Annotated in this window: 13 protein-coding genes; 12 read left to right on the top strand and 1 reads right to left on the bottom strand. The window is 44.9% G+C overall.

From position 1 onward, the window contains the following. The first annotated feature begins 51 nt into the window (after positions 1-51). The 5 genes from EIZ58_RS29585 to EIZ58_RS29605 all read left to right on the top strand — a co-directional run bounded on the left by EIZ58_RS29585 (position 52) and on the right by EIZ58_RS29605 (position 4,867). Positions 52-282 carry a hypothetical protein gene (locus EIZ58_RS29585; RefSeq protein WP_134704589.1) on the top strand — a complete coding sequence of 77 codons (231 nt, stop codon included), beginning with the start codon at positions 52-54 and terminating at the stop codon, positions 280-282. Between the two features lie 237 nt (positions 283-519). After that, the gene (locus tag EIZ58_RS29590; protein WP_134704590.1) at positions 520-1,704 is read left to right on the top strand and encodes a 2-methylaconitate cis-trans isomerase PrpF family protein; all 1,185 of its coding nucleotides are present in this window, start codon (positions 520-522) and stop codon (positions 1,702-1,704) included. A gap of 99 nt (positions 1,705-1,803) precedes the next feature. Beyond that, the gene (locus EIZ58_RS29595) at positions 1,804-2,805 is read left to right on the top strand and encodes a Bug family tripartite tricarboxylate transporter substrate binding protein (RefSeq protein WP_134704591.1); all 1,002 of its coding nucleotides are present in this window, start codon (positions 1,804-1,806) and stop codon (positions 2,803-2,805) included. A 42-nt stretch (positions 2,806-2,847) separates the two neighbouring features. After that, on the top strand, positions 2,848-3,330 hold the full coding sequence (locus EIZ58_RS29600) for a tripartite tricarboxylate transporter TctB family protein (protein WP_134704592.1): 483 nt from the start codon (positions 2,848-2,850) through the stop codon (positions 3,328-3,330). A 16-nt stretch (positions 3,331-3,346) separates the two neighbouring features. After that, positions 3,347-4,867, top strand: coding sequence for a tripartite tricarboxylate transporter permease (locus EIZ58_RS29605; protein ID WP_134704593.1), 1,521 nt, complete (start codon positions 3,347-3,349; stop codon positions 4,865-4,867). Between the two features lie 52 nt (positions 4,868-4,919). Here the strand turns inward: EIZ58_RS29605 and EIZ58_RS29610 are convergent, their stop codons facing one another. Next, positions 4,920-5,798, bottom strand: coding sequence for a LysR family transcriptional regulator (locus tag EIZ58_RS29610; RefSeq protein ID WP_134704594.1), 879 nt, complete (start codon positions 5,796-5,798; stop codon positions 4,920-4,922). A gap of 186 nt (positions 5,799-5,984) precedes the next feature. Between EIZ58_RS29610 and EIZ58_RS29615 the strand changes: the two genes are divergently transcribed. From EIZ58_RS29615 to EIZ58_RS29645, 7 genes are all read left to right on the top strand, one after another. Then, a complete protein-coding gene (locus EIZ58_RS29615) occupies positions 5,985-6,182 on the top strand; it encodes a hypothetical protein (RefSeq protein WP_134704595.1) in 198 nt (65 codons plus the stop codon). 198 nt (positions 6,183-6,380) lie between these two features. Next, positions 6,381-6,650: a citrate lyase acyl carrier protein gene (gene citD / locus EIZ58_RS29620; protein WP_134704596.1), complete on the top strand. Its 270-nt coding sequence runs from the start codon at positions 6,381-6,383 to the stop codon at positions 6,648-6,650. 16 nt (positions 6,651-6,666) lie between these two features. After that, on the top strand, positions 6,667-7,551 hold the full coding sequence (locus EIZ58_RS29625) for an aldolase/citrate lyase family protein (RefSeq protein ID WP_134704597.1): 885 nt from the start codon (positions 6,667-6,669) through the stop codon (positions 7,549-7,551). A 1-nt stretch (position 7,552) separates the two neighbouring features. Beyond that, positions 7,553-9,103 (top strand): citrate lyase subunit alpha, encoded by a 1,551-nt coding sequence (gene citF, locus EIZ58_RS29630; RefSeq protein WP_134704598.1) that lies wholly within the window; start codon positions 7,553-7,555, stop codon positions 9,101-9,103. 26 nt (positions 9,104-9,129) lie between these two features. Further along, the gene (locus EIZ58_RS29635) at positions 9,130-9,972 is read left to right on the top strand and encodes a GNAT family N-acetyltransferase (RefSeq protein ID WP_167578039.1); all 843 of its coding nucleotides are present in this window, start codon (positions 9,130-9,132) and stop codon (positions 9,970-9,972) included. Continuing rightward, on the top strand, positions 9,969-11,402 hold the full coding sequence (gene citG / locus EIZ58_RS29640; RefSeq protein ID WP_167578040.1) for a triphosphoribosyl-dephospho-CoA synthase CitG: 1,434 nt from the start codon (positions 9,969-9,971) through the stop codon (positions 11,400-11,402). Before EIZ58_RS29635 ends, citG begins: the two co-directional genes overlap by 4 nt. Before the next feature lie 203 nt (positions 11,403-11,605). Then, complete coding sequence (locus EIZ58_RS29645) at positions 11,606-12,403, top strand: fumarylacetoacetate hydrolase family protein (protein WP_134704601.1); 798 nt, start codon at positions 11,606-11,608, stop codon at positions 12,401-12,403. Positions 12,404-12,442: the final 39 nt, after the last annotated feature.

Consider the following 12,442-nt stretch of genomic DNA (forward strand, 5'->3'; position numbering starts at 1 on the left):
TATATTATAATAATACAGAACATATGTTCTTTATTCAAGGGGGGAGTACGGATGAGAAACGAGAATATGATCCGCGATATCTCCAGGGTAATGACTGATTTAGATGAGATGTTAAAAATTGCTCAAGCAGATTATTCGCTCGACCCGAATCGATACCATATCGGAATCATGGTTGGCATTGGCTATGCTAAGAAGGAGCTTGATAAAATCATAGAGCAGGGCAGCGAAACACACGAGGTATTGGCATTAACAGCCAAAATGAACTCAGACAGAGTTAGGTGAACCCCTTTAAACTGCAAAGATTACGCTATTTGAGGCGTCGGTGTGTAGAGAAACTAGTCGTTTTTCTACACATTTTTCTTTTCCGCATTGTAAACATAAATTTTCTTTATGGAAATAAATAAAATATCATTATTTTATTTATTTGTGTTATCAGTATACAATCAATTTAACAAATCTTTTATGAATTATATATCAAACGTTCAAATAACTTGATAGGATTGGGAGTGGAACGTAATCATGTATAGTTACAAACAGCTTTATCGGGTTCCAAGTACCCTCATGAGGGGTGGGACCAGCAAAGGCCTTATCCTTCGGAAAATTGATTTACCCATTCAACAGGATATTAGGGATCGCGTAATTCTAAAAATGTTTGGAAATGGAAATAGCCAAATTGATGGAATTGGGGGAGGGACCTCTTTAACAAGCAAACTAGCCCTAGTTGGTCCTCCTAGTCATCCAGAAGCGGATATTGACTATACGTTTGGTCAAGTGAGCTTGGAAAAGCAAGTGATCGATTATAAGGTCACTTGCGGCAATATGGCTTCTGCTGTTGGATTATATGCGGCGGAAGAAGGATATGTCTCCTTGCAAGAACCCGTTACTCCGGTGCGTATTTTCAATACGAACACAAAAAAAATCATTGAAGTCGAAATTCCCGTAGCGGATGGCCAAATTCAGTACGATGGAGATTTTTCTATTGCAGGTGTGTCAGGATCGGGTTCGCGAATCATGGTGAATTTTCTGAATTCTGGAGGAACCTTCACTGGAAAAACGCTGCCTACAGGAAATCCGATGGATGAAATTGTATTAGATGACGGAAGAAAATTTTCTGTTACAATAGTGGATGCTGCCAATATTCTTGTCTTTGTATGGGCAGAGGATTTTGGCCTGACCGGAACCGAGCTATCACATGAAATTAACGGGAATGTATCCCTAATGGATACGCTTGAACAAATTCGAGTGAAAGCAGGCATTTCCATCGGGGTCATTGGAGTAGATGAAAAAGTGACTCCTACGACTCATGCTCTTCCTAAGATTGCCCTGATTGCACCTGCAAGAGCGTATGTCACCGAAACAGGGCAGGCGGTACGTCAAGCGGATGTTGACATTGTTTCCCGCTACATATCGATGGGAAGCCTTCATCGCGCCTTTGCCGTGAGCGGGGCTATAGCCTTAGGCACAGCAGTAAAAATTCCGGGTACCTTACCTCACCGCATGGTGGAAAAACATGGTGAAGGGATCCGTATTGGACATCCAACAGGAACCCTGTATGTAGAGGTTCAGATGAAAGAGAATGATACGGAATGGAATGTAGAGCGAGCCGGTATCGGACGAACAGCGAGAAGACTGATGGATGGGTATGCGTATGTTCCCGTTTCTGTCCTTTCTCCTACACAAGAAAAAGTAACTAGCCAAAATTAAATAGGAAAGATAGGGAAGGTCCTTTTGACTCCCTGCTCTTTTATAACCTAGTAGAAAGCGTTTACCAAGATCAATTGAAAGAATAGAGGAGGAACGAAGATGAAAATCAAAAACATATTAGCCACACTTGCCCTTTCTGCAAGTATAGTAATAGCGGGTTGTTCCAATAGCAGTGAGCCTGTACAAGGACAAGCAGCCTTTGACTATCCTAAGCAACCAATTGAAATGGTGATCCCGTTTGGTGAAGGCAGTGCAAGTGATACCTTTACGCGTAAATTTGCCGAAATCATGGCCAAAGATCTTCCCAAGCCCATTCAGCCTGTGAACAAAGATGGCAGTGGCGGATTAGTCGGAATGGTGCACGCTTACAAGCAAAAAAATGATGGCTATACCCTTTTAGCGGTGACCCCATCCCATGTGATTTCCGATGTTCTCGGCAAGAGCAAAGATGTACAGTTAATGGAAGATTTTGAACCGCTGGCTCGGATTCAGAGCGACATCTACCTATTGTCGGTACCGGCAGGAAGTCCCATTAAAGATTTTGACGATATGCTCCAAAAAGGGAAAGAACGGGAAATCTCTTTCGCAGGCGTGAGTTCCGGGGGATTGGATGATCTTACTCTAAATGCCCTAGCGGATGCGGCAGGCATTAAAATCAAGTTTATTCCGTATAAATCCGGTTCCGAGGTGAAGGCGGCGGTATTGGGCGGAGAAGTTGATGTTTACTTGGATAAGCTGATTTCCGCAGTGAACTATGTGAAAGATGGCAAGGTAAGACCCATTGTCGTTTTGCATGATGAACGAATTACGCAAATTGATGAATTAAAAGATACACCTACTACTGTTGAGAAGGGTTACGACGTAACGATCGGCTCTTGGCGTGGATTTGTCGTAAAGAAGGATACTCCAGCGGAGGTAAAGGAATATTTAATTAATCAAATGAAAGCAGCGTATGAAACCGAGGAGTATAAAGAGTTTGCTAAGCAGAATCTTGCAGATATTCGAGAAGGCTTCCTTGGACCGGAAGAGTTCAAGGCGGAATGGGAAGAGCAGTATGTGATTTTTGACGAGATTGCAAAGAAAATTGGCTTGAAAAAATAAAGATAAGGGGTGGCTATCGAGTCACCCTAAAGGAGGGGCATCATGGGTGAAGTCATTTTTCATATCCTTATACTTGGGTTTCTAGGTATCTTCCTTAAACAATCATTTTTGGTCGATACCGCCCGTTCATCGGATCCTATTGGTCCGGTTGCTTTTCCACAGGCCATTATTATTGTGGCATTAGCTTTGACGCTATTTTCGTTGTTTCAAACGATCCGGAAAAGAAGGATAGCAGGAAGAGCTGTGAGTTCTGGGATACCGCATGAGTGGTCAAAAGAGTTCTTAGGCTTACTTGTAGCCATTGCAGGTTTTGTTCTAATCGTAGATTTCTTAGGATTTATCATTACGGCTATGATTCTCTTATTTGCCATTCTTTATCTGTTAGGTGAAAGAAGATATAAGAAGATCGTGGGTTTATCCGTTGGTGCTTCCTTTGGATTTGCTCTTATTTTCGGGAAGTTGCTAAGCGTGCCTCTTCCTCGGGGAGTGGAAGCTCTCAAACTACTAAGCTATTACATCTACTAGGTGAGGAGGGGAATCCATGGATATAAATTTATTAATAGAAGGTCTATTAACCACATTATCTCCCGTCAATCTTTTGTTAGTTATTTTAGGAATGCTCATCGGGGTCTTATTTGGTTCCTTGCCGGGAATTAGCTCCTCGATGGCCATTGTCTTAATGTTACCGTTTACGTACTATATGGGAATTATTCCTTCCATTATCCTGCTTGTAGCGATTTACGCAGGGGCAGCGTATGGCGGTTCCATTACAGCAATTCTATTCAACACTCCGGGTACGCCAGAGGCTGTTGCGACGACCTTCGACGGATACCCCTTAGCGAAACAGGGGAAAGCAGGAAGAGCACTAGGCTTAGCAATTAGTGCCTCTGCTTTTGGCGGAATATTTTCAGTTTTCGTCATGCTCTTTTTGTCCCCGCCTTTGTCCGTGGTTGCGTTGAAAATTCAAAGTGCGGAGTATTTTGCCTTAGCCTTGCTAGGTATGGCCGTAATTTCTGCAGTAGGGACGAAGAATGCAGTCAAGGCGCTTGTTTCTGGATTCATAGGGATTACGCTTGCTATGATCGGGATGGATCCGATCAATGGATCTGACCGCTTTACTTTTGGACATATTGATTTGTTAAACGGCATTGAGTTTATTCCGATTATGATTGGTGCTTTTGCCTTAGGAGAGGTTCTTACCCAAGTGGTTGAGCGATCGGAATCGAAAAAATTTACGACGAATGAAAAGATTAAGCTTGAGGGTTATAAGCTAAAAGATTTGGTCGTTCATAAATGGGTTTTGCTCAAATCCTCTGTCATCGGAACCCTTGTGGGAATCTTGCCTGGGACTGGCGGTTCGATTGCCGCTTTCGTAAGCTACGGTGAAGCTATGCGATCGAGCAAGAACAAAGAGAAGTTCGGGCAAGGCGCGGAAGAAGGAGTGGTAGCTCCTGAATCAGCAAATAATGCCGCAGCAGGAGGAGCCATGATTCCCACCCTGGTGCTTGGCATTCCTGGAAGTCCAACAACAGCCGTTATCTTGGCTGCCTTAACTCTACAAGGACTCCAGCCTGGGCCACAGTTGATGTCGGAACAACCCTTATTGCTTTACTGCATTTTCTTCGCCATGCTGATTGCCAGTGTCATAACGTTTATCGGCGGACGGGTAGGGATTAAGAGCTTCGGCTATGTATTGAATTTGCCTTATTCCACCTTGGCGATGTTCATTATCGGACTATCTCTGATCGGCTCGTATGCCGTATCAAACAATATGTTTGACGTGTGGATTATGTTAGCTTTTGGCTTAATTGGGTACTTCATGAAAAAGTATGAATTCTCTCCCGCTTCCCTTATTTTAGGCTTGGTGCTGGGAAAAATGATGGAGGAAACGTTCCGTCGACAATTGTTGATTACGGATGGAAACTATGCTTCGTTCTTCACCCAACCCATTTCTGCGGTGATCATCATGTTGGCTATTGTCTCATTGTTTTACCCGGTCATCTCAAAATACGTTACATTAGGGTTAAAAAAAGATAAGAACAAAATTTCGGAAGCTAGCTAACGAAAAGAAAAACAGACGCTGAACCTGATGAGGTTTAGCGTCTGTTTCATGTTTATTGATGGATAAACTCAGGTTTAGCGTTTTTCTCCATAAATTCAACAAAGGCTTTCACAATTGATAGCTGTAAGGATGATTCTCGGTAGATTAACCATGTTTTTCGCGTAATGAGGGTATTGTTTTTTGATCTTAATTTATAAATGTGCAAATGATCATCATTTTCCAGACAGATGCTGGGCAAGATCGCATAGCCTAGGCCATGGAGGACCATTTCCTTGCAGGTGTCAATTCGATCCACATCCATGGTAATGGAGGGGGGATCCTTATAGGAATCCTGCCACCAATCTTGAATCAGATTCATTAGCGTTTGATCGGTACCATAGTTAATCCGGGGCAGTTGAGGGAGTTCTTCGAGGCGGATCTCCTTTGTGGAGGCAATACAGAGCGTTTCCTCACAAAGTAAGGACTTTTCTCCATGCCAGGCATAGTCCCCACGCACAATCCCTAGATGTACCTCTTCCTTGTGGAGCATGTGGTTAATTTCTACACTCCAACCGGTTTTAAGATTGATGTCGACATCCGGGTAAAACGCAAGGAAATTTTTTAAAACGGAAGGAAGCTTATATCTGGCAAATACACTCGAGACCCCTAACCGTAGACTGCCCTTGACCGTTTGGTCCATATTGTTGACATAATCTTTAGTTTTCTCCAGTTCTACCAGCATTTTCTTCGCGTACTGAACTAAGTACTCCCCTTGAGAGGTAAATTCCACCCCTTTTTTACTTCGCATAACGATCGCTGTTCCAAACATTTTTTCAAGATGCTGCAATCGGTAGGTTAACGCTGGTTGAGTTGTGTATAACCGTTCCGCTGCTTTTGTAATATTACGCTCCTGATGTATGGTTACTAACATCAACCAATCCTTGTATTCCATGTGTCCTCCATCTTCAATGTTATCAATGTTTACTATACAACATTTTTATAGGATCGGGGAGATATCCATAAGGAATAATTATGATTTTCTATAAATTACTAGTATTTTATTTATTGATACAACTTTAATAAAATCATATAGAGGTTGAAAAACAAGGATCAAATAGAAAAATTAGGAGGCTATCATATGCCATTAGGTACAGCAGTTCTTTATAAAGAGGATCAAAACATTGTCATCCTACGAGGGGTGGAGAAAGAATTGGTTGAAGAAATTAAATCCCAGTGCGGAAACGAACACTGCATTTGCCAGCTTAGTGGGGAAAAAGTCGACTATGGCTCCGTTAAGCATGTGCTCTGGATGGATCGAGTGGATATTGGGGATTAAGCAGCACAAGAAGGATGGGTGGTTGCATCACAGCCACCTTCTTTTAGTAGGATTAGTGCTGCGAATTTTATGAATTCTATTATCAATATAGATTTTATTAATTTTATCTGACTATACTTTAAACTCTGTGAATTTAGGTCTATTATTTGAATGTAAATGATTTTTAAGAACTGTAACAAAGGAATGGAGGAATCATTCTTGTCTAGACTTCAAACTACAGCGCAATCAGGCACTCTGGAATCATCGGACATTATGATTCTCCTGGCTCCCGGTGAAGCAGGAACAGGAATAAGGGTCGAGCTGATCAGCCCTGTGCTGCAGCAGTATGGAGAGCATATTAAGAGGCTTATTGCACAAACGATTGAATCACACGGTATTAAAGATGCCATTGTACATGCCAATGACAAGGGAGCGTTGGATTTTACCATTACAGCCCGGGTCAAGGCTGCGATCATGAGAGCTTCATAGCTGGAGGGAGAAATCGATGGATAAGCTGCGCAGAGCGATGCTGTTTGCGCCGGGCAATCATCCTGCCCTGCTGCAAAATGCCGGAATATACGGCGCGGATACTGTAATATTTGACTTGGAAGATGCCGTCTCCATTTCGGAGAAAGATAGTGCAAGATATCTCGTTCATGATGCCATTAAGCATATTGCGTATCCCTGCGAGATAGCGGTACGGATCAATCATATCAGTACCCCGTGGGGATATGATGACTTGGATTGCATCTTAGCGGCAAAACCTGATCTCATCCGCCTGCCGAAGGGGGAAACAGCAGAAGATATTAAAATCGTCGATGAGATGATTAGCCAAGCTGAGGCCAAGTATGGTTTTGAACAGGGTTCAATCAAGATGATGGCGGCCATCGAAAATCCGAAAGGCCTAAGAAATGCCTTTGAGATCGCTTCGGCAAGCCCCAGGATGGTTGCTCTTGCGATTGGAGGGGAGGATTTCGTCACTTCATTAAAAGGGTGGAAAACGAAAGCGGGCTTGGAGCTGTTCGTGGCAAGAACGGAGCTTTTATTTGCAGCAAGAGAGGCTGGCATTCAAGCCATTGATTCTGTATTCTCCGATGTGAAAGATGATGAGACCTTCATAGAGGAAACAACACGCATTAAGGAATTGGGCTTTGACGGTAAATCCGTGGTAAACCCTAGACAAATTGAGTTGGTTTACCGCATCTTTACCCCGACAGGGGATGAAATCGACCAAGCAAATAAAGTGCTGGCCGCTTACCGAGCGGGGCTTGACCGAAGTTCGGGAGTGATCTCCCTGAATGGAAAGATGATCGATGCACCGATGGTTATACGGGCAGAACGGATACTGGCCTATGCATCCGCGGTAAAAGCAGGACAGAGGGGGGAATAGTATGCGAAATGCCGCAGGGAGAGAGATTCCACTGAGCGTAAGGGGATACGGTGAAGTAAGGCCTTACCTGGGTCCGTTTGTTGTACAACCCGATGGCCGTGTCATGGGGCGCAAATTAGCAGCAGGGAGACCTTTGTCAAATAAAGTGATGAATTCTTTAGAGGAAGCGATGGAAGCTGCTGGTTTAAAGGATGGGATGACCATCTCCTTTCATCATTCGCTGCGCAATGGCGATGATGTGATCAACATGGTTATGGCAGCTATCGCCCGAAGTGGCATTAGAGATTTGACGCTTGCGCCAAGTTCGTTCTTAGATGTGAACGATGAGCTGGTTCCTTATATCGAGCAAGGCGTCGTGACAGCGGTAGAAACCAGTGGAGCACGAGGGGAGCTAGGCAAATATTTAACGAATAACCGAATGGAAAAAAAGCCGACAATCATTCGCAGCCATGGCGGAAGAGTACGGGCTATACAGTCTGGGGAACTGCACATTGATATTGCTTTTATTGCCGCGCCAACCTGCGATATTTATGGAAATTTGAATGGGACAGAGGGCCCGGCAGCCTGCGGCTCGCTGGGTTACGCCAAGGTGGACGCCGAATACGCAGATACGGTGATTGCCATTACGGATCATCTGGTGCCAACCCCCATCTATCCAATCAGCATTCCGCAAACGCACGTGGACTATATTGTACAGGTGGAGCGGATAGGGGATCCAAAGGGAATTTCCTCGGGATCCCTGCGCTATACATCCAATCCTCGGGATCTTCTTATTGCCCAGATGGCAGCAAGAGTGATAGAGCGTTCAGGATATTTTCAAGAAGGGTTTGGAATTCAACTGGGTGCAGGGGCAGCACCTGTTGCTACGGGAAGATTCCTGAAGGAGAAAATGGTGGAGCAAGGCATTACCGCGAGCTTAGGGCTCGGAGGGATTACGGGACCCTTTGTCGATCTTTTGGAGGAAGGGCTTATCCGAACCATTTTTGATGTACAGAGCTTTGATGGAAGAGCCATTGAATCCCTAAGGAAGAATCCCCGCCATCAGGAAGTCGATGCTGGCTTTTATGCCAATCCACATAATCGGGGACCTCTTGTGAATCAACTCGATTTTGTGGTGCTGGGAGCGACCGAGGTTGATGTCGACTTTAATGTGAATGTCATTACGGATTCGAATGGCATGATCATGGGAGCTTCCGGTGGCCATTCCGATACGTCAGCTGGAGCGAAGTGTACCATTATTGTAGCTCCTTTGCACCGGGGAAGATTGCCTATGGTTACAGAAGCTGTTCAGACGGTCGTTACGCCGGGGGAAACGGTAGATGTCATTGTAACCGATCGGGGAGTTGCCATTAATCCGAAAAGGATGGACCTGTTAGAGCATTTATCTGGATCAGGCCTGCCGATTATGCCTATACAAGAATTAAAGAATCTGGCTTATGAATGGTCTGGAAGACCCGAACCGATTGCTCTTAGCGATGAGATCGTAGGGGTAGTGGAATACCGGGACGGCACCATAATCGATGTTATTAGGCGCCCGGTGACGATGGACTAAATCAATAGCGCAAAAGGATGGGAAGCATGTTTAGTGGATGTGAGATGGAAATTGTGAATCTAGAGGATGAGAATCAGTTCGCTGAAGTCCAGGGTTTCCTTGCCCCATTCGAGTTGACCTTCGACCGTGGGGTGGAATGGACGATGAATTTCCGGCTCGATGGGAAAATCATGGGGACGGGCTCATTTACAGGAAATGTCTTGCACAATATCGCCGTGGACAAGTCATTTCAGGGGAATGGGCTCGTTGCCGAGATTGTAACGGCCTTAATGCAAGAACTGGGTCGTAGGGGCATATTCCACTATTTTATTTTTACTCGGCCATGTACGGCAAAGGCTTTCCAGAAACTTGGTTTTTCTGAGATCGCTCGGGTCGAGCCGTATGTTTCCCTGCTCGAAATGGGGATCGGGTCGATTTCCGCCTATTGTCAGCAGATTGAAAGGCATGCCGCCCATTTAGAGGGTGAGCGTGCCGCTGTCTTTGTGAATGGAGATCCCTTGTCTCATAGGAATCGGACGTTAGTCCAGCAAGCGGCGGATGAAAAGGAGGCTGTACTCGTTTTTGCCGATTCGTTGCAATCCATGAGAGGAGCAGCACCGAGCCTTGCTAATGTCTGTTGGATTCCAGCTTCTCCTTACCGTATATCGGCCAAGCTGTTTCCTACGTATTTCCTTCGTCAGGAAGAGCATGCGATTTCTCGTAAACTTTTGAATGTCCTTTTATTTGCTACCCAAATTGCATCTAGGTTGCGGATTAAAAGCTGCTATGCATGGGAAGATCTTCAGGTTATGGTGGATACCCTGCCTTCCTACGGGATTCGAGTTCTAGATCGCTCCCCCCTCTGGGTCAAGGAAGAAGTAGCGATATGAGTAAGCTCCTAGGCATCGAAGACATCCTAAATGCGAAGGAAAAAACGGCGAAGATCAGGCAAGATCTTCTCGAGATTTATCGAGTGCCAGTGGTTAGTCTGTCAATTAATATGCCAGGCAGTAGTAAATATAACGAGGATACCGTTCAATTAATCTATAATGCGATGAGTCAATTACGCCAGCAGGTGAAGTATGTTCGAATGAAGCTGCTGGAAGAACGCACTTATCATTCCCCTGTCGGGCCTACCGCCTTCCTGGCGATTGAGGGGGAAGCAGTTATCCTCAAGAGAATCGGGATATCTATAGAAGAAAATCAATCCTATGGACGCTTACTGGATATTGATGTATTTGATCAGGAAGGAAAACAGGTGAATCGCGCCGTTTTGGAGCTGAAGGAGAGGCAGTGCATGGTCTGCCACTTGCCTGCCGTTTCCTGCGTCCGCTCTCAAGCTCATGAACCTGAGGAGGTTTTGTTGTCAGCTAAAGAACTGATCACGGCTTACCGAAGCGATAAGACGAAGACGTATCCTGAGCGGGTCTTCAGGATTGGGAACGCGGCCGTAGAAGCGATACTCATGGAAGCCGCTTGCGCTCCTGCACCGGGGCTAGTAGATCGAATTAATTCGGGAGCCCATTTGGATATGGATTTCTACTCTTTTTTAAAAAGCAGCACGGCTATCAGTTCGGCGATGTACCGTTGTGCTCTGGCAGGATATCAGCACCGAGGAAAGCCTAGGGAGTTGTTGCCCACCCTTCGGCGGATCGGCTTAGACGCTGAAAAAGAAATGTTGTTAGCGACGGGAGGGGTGAATACTCATAAAGGGATGATTTTTATCATGGGTATCCTTTCGGCTGCCGCTTCTCTTGTGTTGCAGAAACCCGTTAGAGAGTTCATGTCTCAAGCGATTTCTTCTGAGGCTGCTGCCATATGCGAAGGCTTGGTGGAAAGAGAGCTGAAGGTACTTCATCACAGCCTTCCAGAGAGAAAATTAACGGCAGGAGAACGATTTTTCTTGGATTTTGGGATCACTGGCATTCGCGGGGAGATGGAAGCTGGACTGCCAAGTGTCCATTCTAAAGGACTGCCTTTACTCCGTGAGGTGCGACAAAAAAACGGCTCAATCAACGATGCCCTGGTCCACGCTTTAATTGGTTTGATGAGCCAGACCGAAGACACGACAATACTAAACCGACACGGTATGGTTACCTTGATCCGTGTACAAGAAGAAGCCCAGTCGATCATGCAGGATGGCGGGATGCTCACCGAGCTGGGACGAAAGCGAATTAAGGAACTAGATGACAAGTATTCAGTCCAGAGAATTAGCCCGGGAGGATCTGCGGATCTCTTGGCTGCCGCCTATTTTATGAACGTGATGGACGAGGGGTTGGCAGAGTTGCAAGCGAGAAACAGCCGCACACTGCGAAGTTAATGAATTTAATTATCAATATGAATTTTATTGAATTTATTAGACTATACTTTAAACTCTGTCAGTTTTGGTATACAATATGGTTGTGAGTGCTATCATTTGCTGGTAGATTCATGAGCGACGGTTCAGTTTTTGAATCGGTAACACCGAAATCAAGCAGCACGTTTCTTTTTTCATAGATCCTTTAGTAGGGAGTGCTTATGTCCATGCAGGTACTACAAAAGACTCAGAAACTTATTCGTTATGAGAATCAACAGGGAGAAGCTCATTACGGAATAGTTGAGGATGACGTCATCTTACAATTATCAAGCAATTTTAACGAACTGATCAATAAAGAGTTCAAATTTGACGGCGTAGAAGTAAACTATAACGATGTGAAAATCCTGGAACCTGTTACGCCCTCTAAAATTATCAATTTTGGATGGACCTATGCCGGGCATGCGAAGGAAACAGGTGGAGTGGCTAACCTTAAGGAACCTTTCTTGTTTCTAAAGCCTGCTTCTTCCCTTATTCCAAATGAGGGGAATATCCTTTTGCCTCCTAGTGATTTAACCAATCAGGTCGAATTGGAGGGGGAAGTAGCTCTAGTCATTGGGAAGCGCGGAAAGAATATTAAAGAGGAAGAGGCTCTCGATTATGTTTTCGGGTGCACGATCTTTAATGATGTGACTGCGAGAGACCTAACGAGAACAGATCCTCAATTTACTCGCGCGAAAGGCTTTGATACGTTTGGGCCGCTGGGTCCGTGGATTGTAACGGGTATAGATCCAACGAATTTGCGGATCGTGACCACTTTAAACGGGAAAGTCGTACAAGATGGGAATACGAATCAGATGTCCCTTTCCATTCCTTACCTTATCAGCTGGATTTCCCAGGTGATGACTCTAGAACCAGGTGATGTGTTGGCTACGGGTTCCCCTTCAGGAAGTTGTCCGATGAAGTCGGGAGATGTGGTAGAAGTTGAAGTGGAGCAGATCGGTAAGCTTCGAAATTATGTAAAGTAAATGATCATAAGAGTCTGTCCTTTTACCCCATGATTGGGT

Source organism: Ammoniphilus sp. YIM 78166, assembly GCF_004522215.1.
GTDB lineage: Bacteria > Bacillota > Bacilli > Aneurinibacillales > RAOX-1 > YIM-78166.